Here is a 20,421-nt window from a genome sequence, read left to right on the forward strand (position 1 = left end):
GTGCCCGCCGGTATTGGTCACCGTCCGGCCTGGACGAATCCTGCTATGCGCGGTCACGTTCGTCGTGCAGCCACCGTTCACGTGGCTTCTTGGAACCTACGGCAGGCCACATGTCAAGCAGCGACTTGCCGATACTTCCCGGCGCCCCACCGCCACAGTGGGTGAGTGGACGTCAGAAGATCACCTGCAAGGGCTAATTGCCATTCAACCCGCCACGGTGCAGGCGATTTTGACGGTTAGTCAGTTCCGTTTCAAAGTGGTGTAAAGGGGCTTTGCATACCCGATCAGCCCCACGAAGCCGGGGGTCCCGATTTGCTCGATATGACAGGAATAGGGGGTGTTAGTACGTTCAATCACACACCGGCTGTTACAGCGGGACTGTCTCTGAGTCCGAGAAGGAGAACAAGCGACATGATCATGACCCGTTCCCACGCGATCGCGGCGGCCGTCGCGGCCGCCGCGGCACTGACCGCGACCGGCATCACCTACGCCTCCGCCGTCCCCGCCCCCCAGGCCCAGGAGGCCCCGGCCTCCGTCCTCGCCCAGGCACCCATGGGCGGGGAGGGCGGCAACACGGGCAAGGGCAACGAAGGCCGGGGCAACGAAGGCCGGGGCAACGAAGGCAACGAGCGCCGGGGCAACGAGCGTGAGGGCAAGCGCCATTACGAGGGCCGGATCCACATCAACGAGCGCGAGTTCTCCGGCCGCCCCGACGGCTGCATCACCGTCGTCAGCGGCCTGGGCGCCAAGAGCTTCAACATCCGCAACGACAGCCGCAACGAGGTCGAGGTCTTCCGCGGAGCCGTGTGCGACAACGGCGCCCCCATCGCCACCGTCGGCCCCCGCAGCTCCGCCAACAACGTCCGCCCGGGCAAGGACGAGGACGAGGACTTCGAGAAGGGCGAGCACCACGAGAAGAAGCACCACGAGAAGATGAATGACGGCGTGAAGGTCAAGAACGGAGTCATCGCCAGCTTCCGCGTCGTCAAGCGCCACCACGGCGAGGGCGGCGATTTCGGCGAGGGCGGCGGTTTCGGCGAGGGCGGCGGTTTCGGCGATTACTAAACCAGCAACCGCCTGATGCGCATGCTGGAGAACTCCGGCCCGCCGTAACCGGGCCCGGGCCCTTGGGCCAGACGCACAACACAGAATCCCGGCCCGCCGTAACCGGGCCGGGATTCTCGTCCGGCCTCCAGCCCCAAGGATATCCCTTCCCGGAACATCCAGCTCGGGACCGCGAAGGTGCGTGGAGGCGTCGACGAGGGCGGTATACAGCCGTACGGGCATGGCACCGAAACCCCGCGCAGCACCTCAGAGAGCCCGGGCTTGCCGACCTCCACATCACCGCAGCCGACCAAGCAACCACCCCCGCCGTCATGACCGCACTCGAACAGCAGTCGGCCACACCAGGGACCGGGCCCGTACAAAAAGTGCCCGGCGAACCAGGAGCCGAAGCACGCATGCACGCGGACACCCGGCGGCTCACGGATCCGGACCCCGGCACGGCCGGTGGGTTGTCACCGGGGCCCGGGTGCTGCGGCTACCAAAGCTGCTGGATCTCCCGGGGCGTCCCGGTGACTCACACGACCCCGGACATGCCCCTTGAGCTGGAATTGGTGCAATCCAACACCGTTTCCTGGAACCAAAGTTACTGAGACAGAAACCCAGACATTCACAGGACCCATTCAGGATCGAATCGGTCCTGGTGTCATCGGTGTCAGCAGGAAACACCGCAACCGACAGCCGCTGGAAATCTCGATGCGTTCGCGTCGCGCCGCCCGTTCCGCCCGTTCCGCCCGTCTCGCCCCGGCCGCCGCGGCCGTGACGGCCCTCGCCACCACCGCCTGCGACCCCGACGACGAAACGGACACCGGCAGCTCCGCCACCCCTCCTCCGCCGTCGCCTCCACCGGCAGCGACAGCAACGACAACTCCTGCGGCGACAACCCCTCCACCAGCGGCTCCAACTCCAGCGGGTCCACCGACAAGGCAGACTCCGGCGACGACAGGAAGAACAACTACGGACAGTCCCGCGGCACCAACGACCTGGACTTCACGGTCACCTCGAAGTCCCAGGCCGGCAGCTACTGCCTCGTCACCGCCAAGGCCAAGGCCGACATCACCTGCCACCTGGAGAACAACACCCCCAGCGAGTCCTTCGGCTCCGGCGCCGACGGCGTCGCCTCCCCCGCCGGACAGGATTAGCGAAGACCCCAACAAGCTCACCGGCTCCACCGTCGCCTACACCGGTATCAGCCCCAAGACCACCAACAGCAATGCCGGCAAGGAGATCGAGAACGCCGTCATCGCCACCAACGACGATCCCGGCCCCGCCGAACTCAAGCCCCCCGACACCGCCAACGCCGACAAGCCCATCGTCACCAACTGGGCCACCAACCACGCCGAGGCCGTCCCCGTCATCGTCTGACATCTGTACGCCGGGCAACCGCCCCACTCCGCTCCACTCTCGTCCCGGACCCCGACGTGTCGTCCCGGCAGCGGTCCCGGACTGCCGTGGAGGCTCTGGACGCCGGCGCGATCCGGGCCTCGCTCCCCATTCCCGCCGGTCTCCGGCGGCACAGCGGCGGACCGGATCGCAAAAGCCCTCGGCACACCCACCCAACCGGGCAAGAAAGCGGCCATGACCGCGCCCGCCGCCCGGCACCTCGTCGACCGCAAACTGTTCACCGAGCTGAGCGCGAACCCCGACGCAACGCCGCTGCGCCCCCGGCAGGTCGTGAACGTCCGCCGACGGGAAAACCTGGCACAGCTGCTCACCGCCGACACCCCCTCGGGCCGCAGCCGGCCGCAGCCCGGCACGGCGTACACCGACTTCGACCACATGGTGCGCCTCGGCCGGACACACTCCCCGCAGCCGACCGACGCCCGCTTCAAAACAAGCCGGGCCGAGGCCATCGACATCCCGCTCTACACCACGGCGTCCGCCGATACAGTCACCCCCGCCCACCCCGAGGCCGACCGGGAGCAACTGCCCACGATAGACAAAAGCCGGTGCCCACCGCTCGCGTCACCGCACCCGGCACCGACGCCCGCACCCGCATGAGCCTCCAGGCACCCATAAAGCACCAAGACGACACAACCCCGCCCGGCCGCGGACCAACGGACCCCACGCCGGACCCCCCGAGCATGCGACGAAGCACCCGAACAAGACACAACAACAAAGACGCCCCGGCCCTACCACCACGACTATGCGACGAACAGCCAGAGCAAAGCAGTGAATTCAGCAAGCAGCACGGCAACCCATCCAACACGATCTCCACCCCGACCAGCCTGGACCACTTCACCACCGACCCGTTCCAGGGCCACCAGCCTGCCCGCCGCACAACTGAACAAAACGCACAAACCACCCAAAGACAACACGGGCAAACCAACCGCGACAAAACGACCCACTTCAGCGCCAATCCGGAATCCACCCAGCAACCCAACACCACCATGCCCCACGACAAAACCAGCCACAACAACGACCACACCAACGGCATGTCCACCACCCACAACCTGCCCAATTGCGGCGTCTACTCGAATCCCGACATGGGCTTCACCTCCGGCGCCCCGACTCCCCCTGCCCACACGTCTGCTGGCGGCCGCCCTCACGGGCCCCCGAACAGACCTGAACGCCAAGGACGCGGGAAACCACAGCCCGGAACCGAAAGCACCGGCCGGGCACGCCGGGCCGAGTCGAACAGCTCCGGCACGAAGCCGGCCCCGCACGTCGAAACGCTGCTCCGGATAGCTCCTTCCGCCCACCCGGAACAGCGCTTGTGCGTGCAGGTGTCCGTCCGCCAAAGGGAGGTACACCCGGTTGCCCTGAGCAGCGAACTCCTCGGACTTCTCCGCCATGCCAGTCAGCGCCTGCGCCTCGAACTCGGTGCCGACAGCCGTGGACCGACGCCGTGCTCGTCGCGGCCCTTCTTGGACATCTTCATCGAGCAGCACTCCAACAAAACCAGCACGGTAGGACAATTCCGGGACTACAGCGCCGCGAGATTACCGACCAGATCGTCAAGCCCCAACGAGCCCTGGGAAAGAGCCTTCATATGCCAGGCCTTGAGGTCGAAGGCGGCACCATGGCGGCGCTTCGCGGCCGCACGGCCCTGGAGCCAGGCGCGTTCGCCGAGCTTGTAACCAATGGCCTGACCCGGCCAGCCGAGGTAGCGGTCGATCTCGCCGTTGCGGCGGGCAGCCGGACTGCCGTTGTAGGTGGCCATGAACTCCGCGGCAAGCGCCGGGGTCCAGCGCTCACCAGGGTGGAAACCCGAGTCGGCGGGAATGGCGAGCTCGAGATGCATACCGATATCGACGATCACCCGGATGGTCCGCAGCATCTGCCCGTCCAGGAAACCGAGACGACGCCCGGGCTCACAGAAGAAGCCCAGGTCGTCCATGAAACGCTCGGCATACAGGGCCCAGCCCTCGATGTTCGCGCTGACCATACCCTCGGTGACCTGGTAACGGCTGAGCCGGTCGGCGACCGCGACCCACTGAGCGAGCTGCAGATGGTGGCCAGGAACACCCTCGTGATACCAGATGCTGACGAGCTGCCAGGTCGGAAAGGTGTCCTGGCCAAGGGTCGGCAGATAGGTACGTCCCGGGCGGCTGAAGTCAAGGCTCGGACCCTGGTAATAGGGCCCGGAAGCGCTGCCCGCGGGCGCAATCCGGGACTCGACCTTGCGAATCGGACCGGAAAGATCGAAGTGGCTGCCGTCCAGGGCAGCGCTCGCCTCGTCCATCAGCTCCTGCAACCAGTCGCGGACAGCCTCCTCACCCTTGACCGCGTGGCCGTGCTCGTCCAGGTGGTGCATGGCCTCAAGGAGAGTGGAGCCGGGCAGGACACGCTCAGCTTCGACACGCATCTCAGCGAGCGTCCGGTGGAACTCGTCCCACGCCCAGGCATAAGCCTCGTCCAGATCGAGCTCAGCACCAGTGTTGTAGCGGGCGGCGCGCCGATAGCGCTCTCGGCCGACGGCGTCCGGGGTATCCGCCGTAGCGGGAACGTAGGTGTCGCGCAGCCACTCACGGAACTCGGAAACGGCAGTGGTGGCTTGGCAGGCGGCGGCGTCCAGCTCGGAGCGCAGCCGCTCGGTACCATCCCCGACGAAGTCCGCGAACCAGCCCGCGCCACTGCCCGCATGCTGTCCGCCGGCCTCCCCGGTCCAGCCGGCGAGCTGGCCGATCACCCCAGCGGCCTGCCGGGGAGCAGCGAGCAGGCCACGGGAGATCCCCTCGGTGAGGGTGGCCCGGTAACCGTCCAGCGCGCCAGGCAGGTTACGCAACCGCCCGGCCACCGCCGCCCAGTCCTCATCGGTCGTAGTCGGCATGAAAGTAAAGATCGTCCGTACCTGATCAACATGCGCACCCACAGTACGCAACTGCCGGAAGCTCTCCCCCGTGTCATGCATCGCGAGCTCGGCCGTGAGACGTTCCCGCAACAGCCGGGCACAAGCCAGTTCAGCGGGATCACCCGACACAGGAGCCGCATCGAGCGCGGCCAGACCACGACGAGCAAACTCGGCATGAGCCTCGAAGCCATCCGGCGACAGGTCCGGTTGCCGGTCGTCACCCCGGTTCAGACCCAGCCACGCGGAGATCAACGGATTATGTGCGGCCACCTCATCGAGATAGCCGTCAGCAATACTGCGCGGAGTAACCAATTCATCAGCCATACACACATCCTGACGCACCATCGAACCAAGCCACAACGCTCAAACCCGCTCTTCGTCCCGGTCGGCGGCACTCGGCCCGCCCCGCCCGGCGGGGACTGATCCGGTGTCCTGAGCGGCGCGGGCCCTCTTCACCCAGCCCCGCAGGGACTCCGAACTGACCCCGAGCTCCCGGGCGAATCGGTCGCTGTCCGTCCCGACGAACGGACGCGCTCGATCACTTCCCGCTTGTCCTCGTCCGAGTACCGATTCGTGTACTCGCTTCCCGCCTGGCACCGCTTCCTCTGGGCTCTCGCGTCCCAGTCTCCAGGTGTCCACGATCAAAAGGAAGCTTCACTTCGGTCGTGAACCCGCCCCGCGGACCGCCCCAGTCCGTGGTCACTCGGCTCGACGGAAACGCCCCCGGACGGCTCCCTCTGCACCTCGCCCGGCTTGCGGACTCCGGCCGCGTGTTGATGGGCCCGGCATACCGTGGAATCGACGTGAAGATCCCACGTGATCGAACCCCGCGCATCGGGCCCCACACTGGAGCTGGGAAAGGATCCGGTGCCGTGGCAACTCGGGTACGAACGCGTCGGTGACAACAACCTCGTGTATCTGATGACAGAAAGCGCTGGGAACCAGGAGTTCCACCGCAGGCCCCCGCCCGTCGACGGGCGACAACTACCGCTGAGGCACACGATCCCTACCCGAGCACGACCAGCACGTCGTGATCAGTGTCGGCTCTCCAGTAGGTCCTTGAACTTCTCCAGGTCGGTCCGGACTGTGTCTTCGATCGCGTGGACCTGGGCGAATCCCTTCGGACCGCCGAAGGTCGCCCGTACGGTGTCCGGGTCGTACTCCAGCCGGACTTGCAGCTGGGTGTGCTGGTCGTCCAGCGGGTTCACGGCGAAGGCCGCTTTCAGCTCTGGGCTGTCCACCGTCCAGTCCATCACCTGACCCTTGCCTCGATCGGCAATACGGGTCTCGAAAACCTGCTCGTCATCCCCGATCCGAACGTCGAGATGGGCTCGGCTGCTGCCGTGCCCAGTGGCGCTCTTCACACCTTCCATGAACTTCGGGTACTCATCGATGCGGTGCAGCTGCGCCCAGACCTCCTGCGCCGGGACATTGACGTCGACCTGTTCTTCGAGCCTGCTCATCGGGAGCCTCGCTTCCCAGCCCGGCCGCCCGGGCCATCGGTACTTCCAGCCTGCTCTGCTTCCCGCCCCTCGGCCACCCAGCCCGGTTCTGACTCCCCTGGGCCGGCCTTGAGCCCGGAGGAATTCACATGCTGTCCGCCGCCGCTGTAGGTGTTCACCGGGTCGGTTGGCGGCCTTACGACGGCGGGAAGCAGGGGCTCGTACGGAGGTACTACCTCCAGTCGTACGCCCTGGCCCACGAGCCCCAGACCACCGGGCACGACGCGTTCGTCATGAGGACCACGGCCCAGCAGGGCATGAAGCTGCACCGCCCCGAGCGTTGCCTGGCCCTGGTCGCGAGCGCCGTCGGGTGCGCAAGGACGAGATCCGGGCCGTGCCCGAGGGCCGCGGCGGCAGAGTGAGCGCGGCCGAGGAGCTGGCCCGGCTGCGGGCGGAGAACGCCCGGCTGCTCAAGGCCGAGCAGGAGTGGCAGCTGGAGCGCGAGATCCTGCGCCGGGCAGCCTCCTATTTCGCGCGGGAGGTGAAGTGAGGCCCCGTCGCTGGGACTTCATCTCCGGCAACCGCTCCGACTTCGGCGTCAAGCGGATCTGCCGGGTGCCCGGGGCGTCCTGCGCCGGCTACTGCCAGCACCTGGCCACCGAGCAGGCCCGTGCCGAGCGCCGGGCCGAGGAGAAGCGGACCGTGAGCGAGATCGGCGCCATCCACGCCCGGCGCGACGTGGCTCTACCTCGCCACGGTCATCGACCTCTGCTCGAGGACGGTGGTGGGCTGGTCGATCGCCGAAGCGTTGCCGCTTGCCTTGATCACCCAGGTCGCCTGGGCCCGACGGAGGCGACAGTAGCCGTACTTGTCATCGCCCGGGACCTGACGCCGACTGCCGACGCACTCGTCGACGGTATGTTGCTGGCCGTAGGTACGGCAGCCGCGGCAGAACTGGCCGGGCAATTGCCCCCGGGCGAAACAGCCCGAGCAGTAGGCCACCGGATTGCTCTCGCTGATCTTCCCCATAGTGATGGTGACCAGGTCACATCGGGAGATCGCCGGTCTCACAGCCGAGCACGACGCAGATCACGTCCAGGTACTCCAGCTTGAAGGAGACTGGCTGGCCGGACAACAGGCCGGGCATCTTCCCGGCCGAGATCACCAAGCCGTGTTCGGTCAGGCTCCGCTGGAGCTCGGACGCCTTCCAGAACCCTTTGTTCGCGGCGGTCAGCCGCAGATTCCACACTTCATCCCATCAGTCCTTCCAGCTGCTTCGCGGCCCGCTGCTGCCCGGACACCCAGGCGTCCTCGACCTCGGTCTGCTGGACGTGTAATGGTGGAGTCGGATATGGGAACTGTCCGAATGCCTGCCGCATCAGGACTCCCGGGACGGCCGGTTCGCCGGTGCAGACGGCCCGGTCGTCGGCTGATGCTTCCCGGGGATCAGGCAAAATCAAGCGAGCGCTGTCGGCAGGTGATGCGAGACTCTGCCCCATGAAGCCCAATGATCCTAAAGACGACCTGCACCGCTACCTCAAAGCAGCCCGCGAAGCCATCATCTGGAAGCTGGACGGATTGTCCGAGTACGACATCCGCCGCCCCCTGACGCCGACCGGCACCAACCTCCTCGGCCTCGTCAAGCACCTCGCCAGCGTCGAGTTCGGTTACTTCGGCCCGACCTTCGGCCGCCCGCACAACGAATCCCTCCCCTGGCACGAGGAAGGCGCCGAGCCCAACTCGGACATGTGGGCACCCGCCGACGAGTCGCGCGAGGATGTTCTCAGCCTCTACCGCCGCGCTTGGGCGCACGCGGACTCGACGATCGAGGCGCTACCGTTCGATGCGATGGGCCACGTCGCGTGGTGGGGCGACAACGGAGACGTGACGCTTCAGCGGATCATGCTGCACATGACGGCCGAGACGAACCGGCACGCCGGCCACGCCGACATCGTCCGCGAGCTGATCGACAGCAAGGTCGGTATGCGGGAGGACAACAGCAACATGGATGGCGGCGACGAGGCCTGGTACCAGGATTACTGGAACCGACTGGAGGCGTCCGCCAAGGAGGCTCAGGCCAAGCAGAGCTGAGGTCGTTCGGGGAGGCGATTGCCTTGGTAACTCGTTGTTGCCTGCCTCCCCGCTCCCATCGCATCAAGGCGTCGGCGGTGCCGGAGTGGATGCCGCGGAGTCGTCCGCAGGCGGTGCAATGAGCTTGGCGTCGGTCGCAGCCGCCGCAGCGGGGCAGTTCGGTCAGCCTGGAGAGCGTGCAGGGTGCAGTGGGGCCGCCTTTCGAGCAGACCAGCACGGGCAACGCGCAGCAGTTGGGACAGATAGGCCCGTCTTGGGTGCGGGTTCGCACCCGCCGCCGTTCGCCGCTGCTGACGCAGACCTCGGTGTTCGCAGGGTCGGTGATCAGGCAGTTCGGACACAGCGGCCGCCCTCGGCGTCGCGCGTGGCCGGCTCGCGCTGGGCTCCGCAGCGTACGCATTCTTCGATGCGGCTGGCGCACGCGCACCATGAGCCGCCTGATCTCCCGCCTCGACCGCATCTGACCCCCACCCCGGCCCAGTCCGGGCCCGGGCCCGGCCCCGCACAGCCGGACGCGGCACAACGATCGACACCCGAAAGCAGAACTCCCGTGTCCGACATCGCACACCGCTGACTCTGCTCTCCGACGAATTCCTCGCGCGCATCGCGGCGACCCCGACGACCCGCTGGGACGCGTCCAGCCCCTGCGCGGGCTGGACGGCCCGCGACGTGGTCGCCCACGTCATCAACGGACCCCGCTGCATCCTCGCCGTGGTCAACGGCAAGCCGCCGACGGTGTCGGGATCTCCTCGGCAAGCGGATCTCGGCAGACCGAGGCCGCCCATCGCGCCGTGCGGTCGCTCTCGGCAGCGGGCCGGGGGCCGGTTCGCCTCGGTACGGGGAGCTCCGGCGTAGAGGCGTGACAGACGGATCCCCGCCGGCGAAGACCGCCCCGGCAACCGGGGCCCGACTGCCCCTTCTGCCAGAATCACCACATGGCTGAACACGACACGGACCCCGGCTACCTGCTGGACAACCAGCAATCGGAGGCGGGGATCCGCTTCGGCGCCCTCAGCGAGTTGTTCGATCCGGTGACTTTCCGGCATGTCGACCGGCTCGGGATCACCGTCGGCATGCGGTGCTGGGAGGTCGGTGCCGGCGCTCCGTCCGTACCACTCGGGCTGGCCGAGCGAGTCGGTCCGACGGGAGCGGTGATCGCCACCGACATCGACGTGTCCTGGACCCGAGACGTCCACGGTGGTGTGATCGAGGTGCTGCGGCACGACGTCGCGGCCGACGCTCCGCCGCCCGGCGGCTTCGACCTTGTCCACGCCCGGCTGGTCCTGGTGCACGTCACCGACCGCGCCGAGGCGCTGCGCCGGATGATCCAGGCGCTGCGGCCCGGCGGCCGGCTGCTCCTGGAGGACGCCGACCCGGGGTTGCAGCCACTGTTGTGTCCGGACGAGTCCGGTCCCGAACAGCGGCTCGCGAACCGGCTGCGATCCGGCTTCCGCGCCTTGACGGCGGCACGCGGCGCGGACCTCGCGCACGGGCGAACCCTGCCCCGGCTGCTGCGTGAGGCCGGTCTCGAGGACGTCCAGGCCGACGCGTACTTCCCGATCACCTCGCCGGCTTGTGCCGTCCTCGAGGCCGCGACCGTGCGGCAGATCCGCCACCTTCTGGTGGCGGAAGGACTTGCCACCGACACGGAGATCGACCGCCACCTGGCGAACGTCGCCACCGGACGCCTCGACCTTGCCACCGCCCCGATGATCTCCGCGTGGGGACGGCGCCCGTAACCCTCCCCGCTTGCCTCTCACACGATTCCGTCGTCCAGCTGAACCGCTCCTCACCGTGCTGACGAGTTCGTTCCGGTCCCTTCGTACGATCGAGGCACCCAGGGACCTGCCCGTCGGCCACAGGATGGGCATCCGGTCACGTGCGCGGCTGCCTCGCTCTGCTCGAACTGGTGGAAACCCTCCAAGGCCGTCTCGCGATCGTTGTGCCGGATGAGATCACCGCCCCTGTCCGTACGGTCGCAGACTTGCAGGATGCGGTGGCCCACCTGATGGCTGCCGCGCTCTCATCCACGCCGATCCCAAGGACCTGATCGTGAGCGAACGCGTCATCTCCCCCCTGAACCGTGGCTTCCTCTTCCTCGACTCCCACCCGGCCGGCTGCCGCAAGGTGGTGGCCGACATGTGGCGGGCCGTCCCCACCCGGCAGCCCGGCGGGGACGGGCCGGTGGCGCTCGTCATCGGCTCGTCCGCCGGGTACGGGCTCGCCGCCACGATCGCCGGGCTCGCCCGCGTCGGGATCCGCGGCATCGGGGTGTGCTTCGAGAGGGCACCCGGGCGGCGCACCGGCACGGCCGGCTGGTACCGCACCGCCGCGACCGCCGAACTGGCCCGCGAGTACGGCCGGGACATGGTCTTCCTCAATGGTGACGCGTTCTCCGATGCGATGAAGGACCAGGTCGCCGACCTTCTCAAGCAGCGGTACGGGCGGCTGGACCACCTGATCTACTCGGTGGCTGCCCCGCGACGCACCGACCCGGACACCGGCGTCACCTACTCCTCCGTCCTCAAGCCGATCGGCGATCCCTACCGGACCAAGACCCTTACGTTTGACGGCTCCGGCGCCCCGGAGGTCACCGAAGTGGAAACCGCCCCGGCCGCGGGCGACGACATCGAGCAGACCACCGCGGTGATGGGCGGCACGGACTGGGAGCGGTGGATCGACTACTTGGCCGGACGCGACCTGCTCGCCGACGGGTTCACCACCGCCGCGCTCTCCTACATCGGCTCGCCCCTGACCGCGGGCATCTACCGGCAGGGCACCATCGGCGCGGCCAAGGCCCACCTCGAAGCCACCGCCCGTACCCTGAACGAACGCCTGGGCAAGCTGGTCGGCGGGCGCGCACTCACCTCCGTCAACGGGGCCGCCGTCACCCAGTCCTCCACCGCCATCCCCGGCATCGCCCTGTACGTCGGCCTGCTGCGTGGCGTCCTCGATGAGGGCATGGTCCCGCCGATCGACCAACTCACCGAGCTGTGGGACCAGCTCACCGGCACCCGCCCCCTCGCTCTCGACGACGACGGCCGAGTCCGCCTCGACACATGGGAGCTCACATCCCCGGTCCAGGAGGCCGTCGCCGACCGCTGGAACAGCGCCGCCACGAACAGCATCGGTGACCTCGCCGATCTCGACTGGTTCCACTCCGAGGTCCAGCGCCTGTACGGCTTCGCCGTACCCGGCATCGACTACACCGCCCCCGTCGACACCGACATCCCCTGGCCGGACCCGAGCGTCTGACCCCACCCTTGGAGGAACGCCGTACGCCTGCCCACCGAGGACACCCTCGTCCGCCGGCAGCAGGACCTGGAGACGACGTGCGCCGCATGTATCGACCACGAACTGCGCCAGGACACTGCCCGGATCAGCGACGGCCGTGCACGACGCGGCCGTCGCCCTCCTGACCAGGCACGGTTCGGAGAGCCGGAGGACATCGCCGGCGTCGTGCACCAGGTCAGGGCCTCGGGCTTTCGCCTCCGTCCCGGTTGCACACGATCTCGGCGCAGAACACCCGACACGAAGCGCGGCATGTCCCGTGTCCGGTGGCGGTGGCGCTGATCAATGGCTGCGGTGTTGGGTTCTGCGGTGACGGGCACAGCCCACCTGAGCAGCCAGGATGGGGGCGGGGCGTGGCCGACGGACGTTCGGGGTGGTGGCGTGGAACTGCTGTGTGGGGCGTGTCAATGAATGACACGCCGTCGCAGGAGTGAGCGTGTTTCAGCAAGTCGCCTGGACAGGCTAACGACATCTCAAGTGCCCTGAATTCAGGGACTAGTTCACTTTGTCTAAGATTATATGAAAATAGCATATGGCGTATATTGCGTACCTCGATCGATGTTCCGGCACCTGCACCCAACACATCCGATATGACAGGTATGGGGACCGTCAGTACGTTCAGTCTCGGGTCGGCTGCTCAGCCGCCCCCTCTGAGACAGGAGAAGTGACATGGCTACCCGTTCCACCGTTGTTACGGCCGCTGTCGCGGCCGCCGCGGCCCTGGCCGCAACCGGCATCACCTACGCGTCGGCCGCCACCACCGAGCCGGCCCAGGCCGCCCCCGTCGTCCAGCAGGCCGCCCCCGCCGTCCAGCAGGCCGCCCCCGCCGTCCAGCAGGCTCCCGCCCCCGTCGCAGCCCTCGAAGGCGGCGACGGCGGAAAGGGCAACGAGGGCAAGGGCAACGAAGGCAAGGGCAACGAAGGCGGGGGCAACGAAGGCGGGGGCAACGAAGGCGGGGGCAACGGCGAGGGCCGTGGCCACGAAGAGGGCCGCCGCCACTACGAGGGCCGCATCCACATCAACGAGCGGACCTACTCCGACGAGCGCGGTGGCTGCATCACCGTCGTCAGCGGCCTCGGTTCCAAGAGCCTCAACATCCGCAACGACAGCCGCCGGACCGTCGAGGTCTTCCGCGGCGCCACCTGCGACAACGGCGCCCCCATCGCCACCGTCGGACCCCACAGCTCCAGCGACGGCGTCTTCCCCGGCCACGTCCGGGGCGGCGTGTGGGTCAAGGACGGCGTCGTGGGCAGCTTCCGCGTGATCGACCACCGCTTCGGTGGAGACCGCGACCGCGGTGACGGAGACTACTGACCGAGTCATTCGGTCGACGTGGAACCCCGGCCCGCCGGAATCGGGCCGGGGTTCCACCCCGAACTCACCACATCCCCTGCACGACACACAATCCCCGGCGAACCCGGCCCATCCGGCCGGCACAACGTGGCACCGGCGCGGCAGACGCCATCCACGACCCAGCCGCCCAGAAGCCCGCCCCACCCCCACCTAGCCACCTTCGATGCCCGCACCTCGGCGGCCAACACCTGGAGGACCGAGGTGCGGTGGTGACGACCGGATGGTGGTCCGCCGTCTCGGACCGGCGGCTTCCGCGGTTGCCCCGCAGGTCGGCTTCGCCCGGGCAGAGCCGGGCGACGTCGACGACGCGTTCGGCGCAAGTGACCGGCCCCCGGATCCGAGGGCCGGTTCTGCCTGTCGGTGTCCTGCTCGTCGTTCGACGGTGCGCCGGTGACAGGCGCACCCCTGCGGGCCATGTCGAGCACGCACGGTCCACCGACTTCCCCGCGAACCTCTCTCCCGCGGCTACACCATGGCCGTCAGCAGGGGCACCCGGCTGATGCAGTCAAGGGTGCCGGGGCTCCGGAAGGCGGCGACAGGAGCGTCTTGGGCCAGGTCGTGCTGGGGCTTACGGCGTCGGAGACTGGCTGATCGAAGTGCCTTGGTACAGCCACTTCTTGCGGCTCCTGTCCGGCAGGGAATCGACGGGGGCGTCGGTGCGCGGCGCAACCAGTTGGGTGATCTCGTTGTGCGGCAGCCAGATCTCGACATCCTTCACACGGCCGGAAAGTCCGGAGAGGCGAACGGTGCCGATCGGTCCGGGCCGCCTCCACCGCCCACGACAGCTTCCATCCTGACGCGTGCGTAGTCCTCGGCGGCTCGGGACGGGTCCACGTCCTCGAAGTCCGCTTCCTTTCCCTTCCCGGGGTCGTACATCGGGTCGAGCGTCTGACCGGCGAACCGCTGCCGGAACCACGTGCGTTCGACCTTGGCCATGTGGCGGATCAATCCGAGGAGTGTGAGGTTCGACGGCGAAACCGTCTGCTCGGCGAGTTGCTTCCCGGTCAGACCTGCGCACTTGTGCAACAGGTGCCGCGGAACCAGGCGAGGTAGCCGGTGAGCATCTCGCCGTCACCGGCCACGAGCGAACCGGGCGTACGCTCAACTTCAGGTGCTGTCCATGCCATCCCTTGATCTTGCCTCGTGCCCGCCGGACCGGGACAGGGCTTTTCCCGCTCGGACTTCGGCGTGACCTGCGCGCGCCGAGGACGCTGGTTTCAGGCACTCCCTACGGCCGAGGAGCGCTCGGCCGGTCGCTCATCGCCGACGGGCTCGAGAAATTTCTCGCGCAGGGCGGCCAGCAATTCCTCGTCGGCACCCAGGAGTTCGGCGGCGTACGCGCGGACGGAGCCGTGGGTGGCGGCGAGATCCGCCAGAAAGAACCGCATGATGTCGGCGGGTGCCCGGCCGTACCCGGGCCAGACCGGTTCCTGACCGTCGTGGTCCGCCCTCCAGTCGGCCAGGAGCCGTTCGGCGGCGAGTTCGGTGAGGGCGAAGTCGGCGACGATGTCGTCCTCGGCCACACCGAGCAGGGACAGGACCAGTGCGGCGAGCAGTCCGGTGCGGTCCTTGCCCGATGCGCAGTGGAAGACGGCGGGCCCGCCGTCCTCGGTCGCGAGCACGTCCAGGGCGCGGCGGAGTTCCGCGACTCCGTCGTGCGCGACCTCCGCGTACCGGTCGGCCAGGAAGCGCCCGGTCTCCACGTCCGGGCCGAGTGCCGCCTGGTCGTAGGGCCGGTGCTCGATGCCGAGGTGGTGGTAGCGCAGTCCCGGGGCGTCGGGCACCCGGCCCTTGGCCGCGATCTCCCAGTCGTAGCGCAGATCGATGACAGTACGGACGCCGAGGTCCAGGAAGCGGTCCCAGTCCTTGCCGCGGAGCTTGCCCAGCGAGTCGGATCGTTGAAGTGCTCTCCCGGCTGAAGCCGGGAGATTCCTGCTTACCTTGCGGTAGCGGGCTTGACGCGCTGCGCGCGCCTGACGACTGCCCTCCCGGCAGCCGGGATGAGCGCGAGGCCCATCCGGTACAGGTGCAAGACGTTGTGGGCTGCGTTGTGGTCGGCGTTGCCCGACCAGCCGCAGTCCGGGTTCTTACACACGAACACGGCCTGGCTCTCCCGGCTGCCGGGCGTGGTGATGCCGCACGCCGAGCAGCGTTGGGAAGTTCCGGGGGCGGGGACCTTGTGCAGGGTGCCCCCCAGCCTGGCGGTCTTGTACGTCAGCATGGTGACCGTCCGGCCCCACGCCTCCCCGCTGATGGAGCGGTTCAGCCCAGATTTCTGGGCGACGTTCTTCCCCGGCTCTTCGATGGTTCCTCTGGCGGATTTGACCATGTTCGTGATGGTGAGTGCTTCGACCACGACCGTGCCGTAGGTGCGGGCGATGGCGGTGGTCGTCCGGTGCTGCCAGTCCAGGGCCCGGCGCTTGGCTTTCGCGCGGAGTCCTGCGATCTGGTCGTAGGTGCGGTGCAGTCGGCGGCTGGTGCGCTCGCCGGGCTTGCGGTGCTGCTTACGCCGGGCGGCGCGCTGATCCAGATGCAGGAGCTTGGCCTTCTCCTTCTCCGTCAGCCACTCGCCGTGCTCATACGTCTGCCCGTCCGACAGGGCGATGGGCACGTTGACGCCCACGTCGATGCCGACTTCCGGCCCCTGGTGGGGCTCGGGCCCGGCCTCCAAGGTCTGGACACGGAAGGTGATGTGCCAGCCGAGCACGTCCTTGACCAGCCGGGCCCCGGTGATCCGGTTCTCCGTGGTGGCGTGCTTGCCCACGGGCAGGTCCTTGGTCCAGCGGAAGCGGACCCGGCCCACCTTGGGAAGGTTGACCTGCCCCCACCGGCGATGCACGCGGGTGATGTTCAGGTCGCGGCCCTGCGGGATGTCCACGGACATCACCGTGCGAAGACGGCCCTTGAAGTTCGGGGCGTCGGCGCGGCCCTCCCAGCAGTTCTTCCACGCCCGGACATACGTCTTGAGCACCGCTTGCGCGGCCTGCGCGGGAAGGACGGCCAGGAAGTCGATGTCCTCGCGGGCCTGCCGGATCGCGGCATCCGCGTTGGCGAGAGTCCGCTTCTCCTTCGGCATCATCTGCCACCAGGCGTGCAGCAGGTTCCACAGGGTGCGGGCCGCGTGCGCCTGGTCATCGGTCTTCAACACTTCGGCGTGCGACAGTGCAAGCCGGGCACGGTGCCCGAACTGCCGCTTCACCAGGGTGTCTTGACTCACCATCGAAAACCTAACATTGGTTTATGTCGCCACGCTGGAACCCAAATCCCGATGTCAGAACCGGTCGCCATGTTGTCTACAACCTGCACGTTCACTTGGTTTTTGTTACGAAGTACCGGCGGAACGCGTTCACCGACGCCATGCTGACCCGCACCAAGGAGATCACGCGGGACGTCTGCGCCGACTTCGAGGCCGAACTGAAGCAGTTCAACGGAGAACAGGACCACGTCCACCTGCTCGTGCACTACCCGCCGAAAGTCCAGCTCTCCAAGCTGGTCAACTCTCTCAAGGGCGTCAGCTCCCGGCGGCTCCGCCAGGAGTACACCACGCATGTCCGCCGGCACCTGTGGGACGGACACTTCTGGTCCGGCTCCTACTTCGCAGGATCATGCGGCGGGGCACCCCTGACCGTCGTCAAGCAGTACATCGAAAACCAGCAGCGCCCCGCCTGACCGTCACCCCGAAGACGAAGAGCACTCCGGCACTCCGCGCCTCCGAGCCAAAGATGGCCTTCACCCCCGACCTGAAGGGCGGAGCACTGGCCAAGATCAGAGTAGAGCCGCCCCCAGCGGACCGGGCGGCCATTTCCTCCTCGATATCCGCCCACATCACGGAAGTTGTGCAGTCGATCGAACGCTATGTGTCTGTTCATACTGCAGCACCATAAGACAACGCCGACTCGCGGCCGGCCCGGTCCGGCGCCCCGGCCGGTGCCCGGCTATGACCGGCCGTACCGTTCGCCGCGCCGGGCCGGCCGCGAGTCGGCGTCTTCGGCGGGACTGAGCCGAGAATGCAGGCGTGTCTACTCCTGCGCTCCCCGCCGGGCGCGATCCACGGGACGCATGGTCCCTGCTGCTTCTGTCGGCTGCTTCCGGCGCGGCCGATGCGTTCGCCTTCATCTGCGTCGGTCAGGTCTTCGCCGGGGTGATGACCGGGAATCTGGTGCTGCTGGGCGCTTCGGCGGCCGGTGTCGGGGAGCACGGGGTGGCCCTGCATGTGATCACCGCGCTCGCTTCGTACGGCGTCGGTGCCGCATGCGGTGCGCGGATGAGTGAACGGTTGCGGTGGCCGCTGCCGGTGATGCTGCTGATCGAGGTGGTGCTGCTCGGGGCAGGGGCCGTGCTGTGGGCGCTGGATCCGATCGCCCCGGACGGGGACCGGCTGGGGCTGCTGGTGCTCATTTCCGTGGCCATGGGGATCCAGGGACGTGTCCTCGCCACGCCCACCAACTACTTCACCGGCACTCTGACGTCCCTCGTCGGCCGCGCGACGCTCCGCTCCTGGAACCGGGGGGACGCCTGGGTGGCCGGCCGGCTGATCGCGGTCGTGGCGGGTGCGTCCGTGACCGCGCTGGCGGTACGGCTGTGGCCGGGCGCCGCTGCCGTGGTGGCCGTGGTACCGGCGGTCGGTGCGCTGCTGACCGAGACCGCGCCCAGGAGGCCGCGCAGGGGCTGACCGCACCCGCCCCGGGAATCCTTGACCGGTACGGCCCTCCAGACACAAGAACAGGCGCAGGAGAAGGCGCAGCAACGCGTAGCAGATGCCGGACAGGAACCGCCGCAGGCCGGGGCAGCAGGACGCCCCGGCCTGCGACTGGGCTCAGCGTTCCTCGCGGAAGAGGACGTGCCGCCCCGCGATGGCGTCGAACTTGCGCAGGACCAGTCGGTCAGGGTTGTTCCGGCGACTCTTGCGCGTCACATAGCTCTGCCCCGTTCCGGCCGTCGACCGGAGCGTCACGACGGGGCGGGTCTCGCTGCGGGCCATGGATGCCTCCGGGCTGGCTGTCCGACCCCAGCCCCCTTATGGGAATGGGTGTCGTTTTCGCTCTGCACCTGTAACACGAGGGGGGCACCGCCGCATTCCCGCCCATGCGGAATCCGGCGTGCGTAGGCGCGCGGCTGTCCGCGCACGCCGGGTGAAGTGTGCCAACGTCCGTCGACAGCAAGGCTGTTCGACTGGCTGGCGCGCCCTGCTCAGCCTGTGGCATATGCCAGAAGCAACAGCGCATCGAGTGTTGCCAAATCCCTTACAGCCCCCCGCAGCCTGTGCAACAGTCGTCTACGGTCCACCTTTCAGACCTGGTCGCGCCGCGCCTGTATCGGAGTACGAGATGCCGTCCCCTCTGTCTGCGGACCGCCCCGCCCCTCAGCCACCCGAACGCGATGCCGTCGATGCCGTCGATGCCCTGATCAACCGGACCCGTCGACTGCGTGGCGATGTGGATGCCGTACGGCGGGAATCGGTGCTGATCGACGAGGAAGATCCGCAGATGCGCTGGCAGCGCGCGCTCTGCGAGCTGGCCGTCCATCACCTCGACGATCTCGGCACACAGCTGGGACAGCTCAAGGAGGGCATCCCGTCGCAGGCGCCGGAACAGCCCACGGGGATTTCGGCGCAGGACGTCCCGGACATGTCCTCCGGCCGGCCGGAGTCCGGTTCGCTCATCGGCAGGGTGGGCAGCGCGGAGTGGAATCTGCTGACCGACGAAGTCACCTGGTCCGAAGAGCTGTTCGAGATCTTCGGCAGGTCACGCGACGCGGGGCCGCTCTCGCTGGACGACCTTCCGTCCGTGCTCCTGCCCGAGGACCAGCCGCTGCTCACCTCTCTGGTGACGGACTGTCTGGTCGACGGAAAGCCGATCGACGGCGAATTTCGTATCCTGCGGACGGACGGCCGGATGCGTACGCTCCACATGATGGGCGAGCCCGTCCTCGACACCGACGGGTGCACCGCCTCCATGTGGGCGGTCCTGCGCGATGTCAGTGAGCTGCGGCGCAGCCAGCAAGTGGTGCTTCGTAGCCATGATTCGCTGCGGCGCCGGGAGCACATGGCGCGGACCGAGCACCGGATGGCGGTCGAGCTCCAGGAGGCCGTGCTCCCCCCGTGGCGGGGCTCGCTGCAGCTGCCCTCGAAGGGAGCGGGCGCGCTGGACATCGCGGCCCACTACCTTCCGTCGGAGTCGAGTTCCCTGATCGGCGGTGACTGGTACGACGCGCTGGAACTGCCGGACGGCAGGACCGTGCTCACGGTCGGCGATCTGACCGGCCACGGCATCCAGGCCACCTCGGCCATGGCGATGCTGCTGGGCGCGCTGCGCGGGATGGCGGTGGCCGGCATCGAGCCGGGGACCCTGATGGGGCATCTCAATCAGCTACTGGAATCCTCCGTCCAGCCTGCCCTCGGCAGCGCTGTGTGCTGTCGATTCGATCCGTCCACCGGCATTCTCGCCTGGGCGCAGGCGGGGCACCCCGCACCGCTGCTGTTCCGCGACGGTGAAGGGCGCCCGCTGCTGCCACCGGACGGGGTCCTGCTCGGCGCGACCTCCGGGGTCGCGTACGAGCAGGACGAAGTGCACCTGCTGGCCGGTGACGTGCTGGTGCTGCACACCGACGGCCTGAACCGTCACAGCGACCGGAGTGCGAGCCCGGACGCCCTGCTCGCACTCGCGCCGCACTTCGCGCGGGCCCGCACGGCACAGGAGTGCGTACGGACGGTCGTCACGGAGTTCGGCGGCACCGAGCGCCTCGACGACGCATGCGTGCTGATCGCCCGCATCGGGGCGTAAGGCACAGCGGCACGCAAGGCGTGCGGCATAACGCGGTGCGCAGGACTACGAGCCGCCTACAGGTGCGGCGTCCCGATGACCGGCGCTCCGAAAACCGCTGCTCCGA

Annotated in this window: 23 protein-coding genes and 3 pseudogenes; 13 read left to right on the plus strand and 13 right to left on the minus strand. The window is 68.1% G+C overall.

Going from position 1 to position 20,421, the window contains the following annotated elements:
• Positions 1 to 411: 411 nt before the first annotated feature.
• The 4 genes and pseudogenes from OG936_RS00450 (at position 412) to OG936_RS00465 (ending at position 3,063) form a co-directional block, all read left to right on the plus strand.
• Entirely contained in the window at positions 412 to 1,065 is a 654-nt protein-coding gene (locus OG936_RS00450; RefSeq protein WP_406491692.1) for a hypothetical protein, read from the plus strand.
• A 62-nt stretch (positions 1,066 to 1,127) separates the two neighbouring features.
• Positions 1,128 to 1,655, plus strand: coding sequence for a DUF6207 family protein (locus OG936_RS00455; protein ID WP_406491694.1), 528 nt, complete (start codon positions 1,128 to 1,130; stop codon positions 1,653 to 1,655).
• A gap of 103 nt (positions 1,656 to 1,758) precedes the next feature.
• Positions 1,759 to 2,427: pseudogene (locus tag OG936_RS00460) on the plus strand (hypothetical protein).
• Between the two features lie 213 nt (positions 2,428 to 2,640).
• Positions 2,641 to 3,063 (plus strand): hypothetical protein, encoded by a 423-nt coding sequence (locus OG936_RS00465; protein WP_406491696.1) that lies wholly within the window; start codon positions 2,641 to 2,643, stop codon positions 3,061 to 3,063.
• A 143-nt stretch (positions 3,064 to 3,206) separates the two neighbouring features.
• Here OG936_RS00465 and OG936_RS00470 read toward each other — a convergent pair whose 3' ends face one another.
• The 3 genes from OG936_RS00470 to OG936_RS00480 all read right to left on the minus strand — a co-directional run bounded on the left by OG936_RS00470 (position 3,207) and on the right by OG936_RS00480 (position 6,819).
• Positions 3,207 to 3,488, minus strand: a complete 282-nt coding sequence (locus OG936_RS00470) for a hypothetical protein (protein ID WP_406491697.1) — start codon at positions 3,486 to 3,488, stop codon at positions 3,207 to 3,209.
• Positions 3,489 to 3,988: 500 nt separating this feature from the next.
• Positions 3,989 to 5,680 (minus strand): DUF885 domain-containing protein, encoded by a 1,692-nt coding sequence (locus OG936_RS00475; RefSeq protein WP_406491698.1) that lies wholly within the window; start codon positions 5,678 to 5,680, stop codon positions 3,989 to 3,991.
• Between the two features lie 710 nt (positions 5,681 to 6,390).
• Positions 6,391 to 6,819 (minus strand): SRPBCC family protein, encoded by a 429-nt coding sequence (locus tag OG936_RS00480; protein WP_406491700.1) that lies wholly within the window; start codon positions 6,817 to 6,819, stop codon positions 6,391 to 6,393.
• 349 nt (positions 6,820 to 7,168) lie between these two features.
• Between OG936_RS00480 and OG936_RS00485 the strand changes: the two genes are divergently transcribed.
• Positions 7,169 to 7,348, plus strand: coding sequence for a hypothetical protein (locus OG936_RS00485; RefSeq protein WP_406491702.1), 180 nt, complete (start codon positions 7,169 to 7,171; stop codon positions 7,346 to 7,348).
• A gap of 194 nt (positions 7,349 to 7,542) precedes the next feature.
• Here OG936_RS00485 and OG936_RS00490 read toward each other — a convergent pair whose 3' ends face one another.
• The 3 genes and pseudogenes from OG936_RS00490 to OG936_RS00500 form a co-directional block, all read right to left on the minus strand.
• Positions 7,543 to 7,827, minus strand: coding sequence for a hypothetical protein (locus OG936_RS00490; protein WP_406491703.1), 285 nt, complete (start codon positions 7,825 to 7,827; stop codon positions 7,543 to 7,545).
• 25 nt (positions 7,828 to 7,852) lie between these two features.
• Positions 7,853 to 8,047: pseudogene (locus OG936_RS00495) on the minus strand (helix-turn-helix domain-containing protein); the annotation flags it as partial.
• Position 8,048: 1 nt separating this feature from the next.
• The gene (locus tag OG936_RS00500; protein WP_406491704.1) at positions 8,049 to 8,177 is read right to left on the minus strand and encodes a hypothetical protein; all 129 of its coding nucleotides are present in this window, start codon (positions 8,175 to 8,177) and stop codon (positions 8,049 to 8,051) included.
• A gap of 118 nt (positions 8,178 to 8,295) precedes the next feature.
• On the opposite strand from OG936_RS00500, the gene OG936_RS00505 reads away from it, so the two are divergent.
• The 5 genes from OG936_RS00505 (at position 8,296) to OG936_RS00525 (ending at position 13,494) form a co-directional block, all read left to right on the plus strand.
• Positions 8,296 to 8,889, plus strand: coding sequence for a DinB family protein (locus tag OG936_RS00505; protein WP_406491706.1), 594 nt, complete (start codon positions 8,296 to 8,298; stop codon positions 8,887 to 8,889).
• A gap of 576 nt (positions 8,890 to 9,465) precedes the next feature.
• Positions 9,466 to 9,744, plus strand: a complete 279-nt coding sequence (locus OG936_RS00510) for a maleylpyruvate isomerase N-terminal domain-containing protein (RefSeq protein ID WP_406500279.1) — start codon at positions 9,466 to 9,468, stop codon at positions 9,742 to 9,744.
• A gap of 80 nt (positions 9,745 to 9,824) precedes the next feature.
• Entirely contained in the window at positions 9,825 to 10,628 is an 804-nt protein-coding gene (locus OG936_RS00515) for a methyltransferase domain-containing protein (protein WP_406491708.1), read from the plus strand.
• Between the two features lie 313 nt (positions 10,629 to 10,941).
• Positions 10,942 to 12,144 (plus strand): enoyl-[acyl-carrier-protein] reductase FabV, encoded by a 1,203-nt coding sequence (fabV, locus tag OG936_RS00520; RefSeq protein WP_406491710.1) that lies wholly within the window; start codon positions 10,942 to 10,944, stop codon positions 12,142 to 12,144.
• 705 nt (positions 12,145 to 12,849) lie between these two features.
• A complete protein-coding gene (locus tag OG936_RS00525; RefSeq protein WP_406491712.1) occupies positions 12,850 to 13,494 on the plus strand; it encodes a hypothetical protein in 645 nt (214 codons plus the stop codon).
• 587 nt (positions 13,495 to 14,081) lie between these two features.
• On the opposite strand, the pseudogene OG936_RS00530 reads toward OG936_RS00525, so the two are convergent.
• From OG936_RS00530 to OG936_RS00550, 5 genes and pseudogenes are all read right to left on the minus strand, one after another.
• Positions 14,082 to 14,299: pseudogene (locus OG936_RS00530) on the minus strand (lipase); the annotation flags it as partial.
• The gene (locus tag OG936_RS00535; RefSeq protein ID WP_406491713.1) at positions 14,248 to 14,559 is read right to left on the minus strand and encodes a DUF664 domain-containing protein; all 312 of its coding nucleotides are present in this window, start codon (positions 14,557 to 14,559) and stop codon (positions 14,248 to 14,250) included. The gene OG936_RS00535 and the pseudogene OG936_RS00530, both read right to left, overlap by 52 nt.
• A complete protein-coding gene (locus OG936_RS00540) occupies positions 14,538 to 14,660 on the minus strand; it encodes a hypothetical protein (RefSeq protein ID WP_406491714.1) in 123 nt (40 codons plus the stop codon). Before OG936_RS00540 ends, OG936_RS00535 begins: the two co-directional genes overlap by 22 nt.
• A gap of 90 nt (positions 14,661 to 14,750) precedes the next feature.
• Positions 14,751 to 15,419 carry a tyrosine-protein phosphatase gene (locus tag OG936_RS00545; RefSeq protein WP_406500280.1) on the minus strand — a complete coding sequence of 223 codons (669 nt, stop codon included), beginning with the start codon at positions 15,417 to 15,419 and terminating at the stop codon, positions 14,751 to 14,753.
• Between the two features lie 50 nt (positions 15,420 to 15,469).
• On the minus strand, positions 15,470 to 16,753 hold the full coding sequence (locus tag OG936_RS00550) for an RNA-guided endonuclease InsQ/TnpB family protein (RefSeq protein WP_406491716.1): 1,284 nt from the start codon (positions 16,751 to 16,753) through the stop codon (positions 15,470 to 15,472).
• 20 nt (positions 16,754 to 16,773) lie between these two features.
• Here OG936_RS00550 and tnpA point away from each other — a divergent pair, with 20 nt between their 5' ends.
• Complete coding sequence (gene tnpA / locus OG936_RS00555; RefSeq protein ID WP_406491717.1) at positions 16,774 to 17,202, plus strand: IS200/IS605 family transposase; 429 nt, start codon at positions 16,774 to 16,776, stop codon at positions 17,200 to 17,202.
• On the opposite strand, the gene OG936_RS00560 is transcribed toward tnpA, so the two are convergent.
• Entirely contained in the window at positions 17,124 to 17,402 is a 279-nt protein-coding gene (locus OG936_RS00560; protein ID WP_406491719.1) for a tyrosine-protein phosphatase, read from the minus strand. The two genes, tnpA and OG936_RS00560, sit on opposite strands and share 79 nt — an antisense overlap.
• A gap of 200 nt (positions 17,403 to 17,602) precedes the next feature.
• On the opposite strand from OG936_RS00560, the gene OG936_RS00565 reads away from it, so the two are divergent.
• Entirely contained in the window at positions 17,603 to 18,205 is a 603-nt protein-coding gene (locus tag OG936_RS00565; RefSeq protein WP_406500281.1) for a YoaK family protein, read from the plus strand.
• A 144-nt stretch (positions 18,206 to 18,349) separates the two neighbouring features.
• Here the strand turns inward: OG936_RS00565 and rpmG are convergent, their stop codons facing one another.
• The gene (gene rpmG, locus OG936_RS00570; RefSeq protein WP_383758066.1) at positions 18,350 to 18,514 is read right to left on the minus strand and encodes a 50S ribosomal protein L33; all 165 of its coding nucleotides are present in this window, start codon (positions 18,512 to 18,514) and stop codon (positions 18,350 to 18,352) included.
• A gap of 346 nt (positions 18,515 to 18,860) precedes the next feature.
• Here rpmG and OG936_RS00575 point away from each other — a divergent pair, with 346 nt between their 5' ends.
• Entirely contained in the window at positions 18,861 to 20,315 is a 1,455-nt protein-coding gene (locus OG936_RS00575; RefSeq protein WP_406491721.1) for a PP2C family protein-serine/threonine phosphatase, read from the plus strand.
• Positions 20,316 to 20,421: the final 106 nt, after the last annotated feature.

Origin of the sequence: Streptomyces sp. NBC_00846, from assembly GCF_045207325.1 — a bacterium.
Lineage (GTDB): Bacteria > Actinomycetota > Actinomycetes > Streptomycetales > Streptomycetaceae > Streptomyces.

Excerpts from the sequence above, each read along its gene's own strand:
- OG936_RS00450 (WP_406491692.1), top strand. The coding sequence starts at position 412 with ATGATCATGACCCGTTCCCACGCGATCGCGGCGGCCGTCGCGGCCGCC.
- OG936_RS00465 (WP_406491696.1), top strand. The coding sequence starts at position 2,641 with ATGACCGCGCCCGCCGCCCGGCACCTCGTCGACCGCAAACTGTTCACC.
- OG936_RS00475 (WP_406491698.1), bottom strand. The coding sequence starts at position 5,680 with ATGGCTGATGAATTGGTTACTCCGCGCAGTATTGCTGACGGCTATCTC.
- OG936_RS00480 (WP_406491700.1), bottom strand. The coding sequence starts at position 6,819 with ATGAGCAGGCTCGAAGAACAGGTCGACGTCAATGTCCCGGCGCAGGAG.
- OG936_RS00490 (WP_406491703.1), bottom strand. The coding sequence starts at position 7,827 with ATGGGGAAGATCAGCGAGAGCAATCCGGTGGCCTACTGCTCGGGCTGT.
- OG936_RS00500 (WP_406491704.1), bottom strand. The coding sequence starts at position 8,177 with ATGCGGCAGGCATTCGGACAGTTCCCATATCCGACTCCACCATTACAC.
- OG936_RS00505 (WP_406491706.1), top strand. The coding sequence starts at position 8,296 with ATGAAGCCCAATGATCCTAAAGACGACCTGCACCGCTACCTCAAAGCA.
- OG936_RS00515 (WP_406491708.1), top strand. The coding sequence starts at position 9,825 with ATGGCTGAACACGACACGGACCCCGGCTACCTGCTGGACAACCAGCAA.
- OG936_RS00525 (WP_406491712.1), top strand. The coding sequence starts at position 12,850 with ATGGCTACCCGTTCCACCGTTGTTACGGCCGCTGTCGCGGCCGCCGCG.
- OG936_RS00540 (WP_406491714.1), bottom strand. The coding sequence starts at position 14,660 with ATGGCATGGACAGCACCTGAAGTTGAGCGTACGCCCGGTTCGCTCGTG.
- OG936_RS00550 (WP_406491716.1), bottom strand. The coding sequence starts at position 16,753 with ATGGTGAGTCAAGACACCCTGGTGAAGCGGCAGTTCGGGCACCGTGCC.
- tnpA (WP_406491717.1), top strand. The coding sequence starts at position 16,774 with ATGTCGCCACGCTGGAACCCAAATCCCGATGTCAGAACCGGTCGCCAT.
- OG936_RS00560 (WP_406491719.1), bottom strand. The coding sequence starts at position 17,402 with ATGAACAGACACATAGCGTTCGATCGACTGCACAACTTCCGTGATGTG.
- rpmG (WP_383758066.1), bottom strand. The coding sequence starts at position 18,514 with ATGGCCCGCAGCGAGACCCGCCCCGTCGTGACGCTCCGGTCGACGGCC.
- OG936_RS00575 (WP_406491721.1), top strand. The coding sequence starts at position 18,861 with ATGCCGTCCCCTCTGTCTGCGGACCGCCCCGCCCCTCAGCCACCCGAA.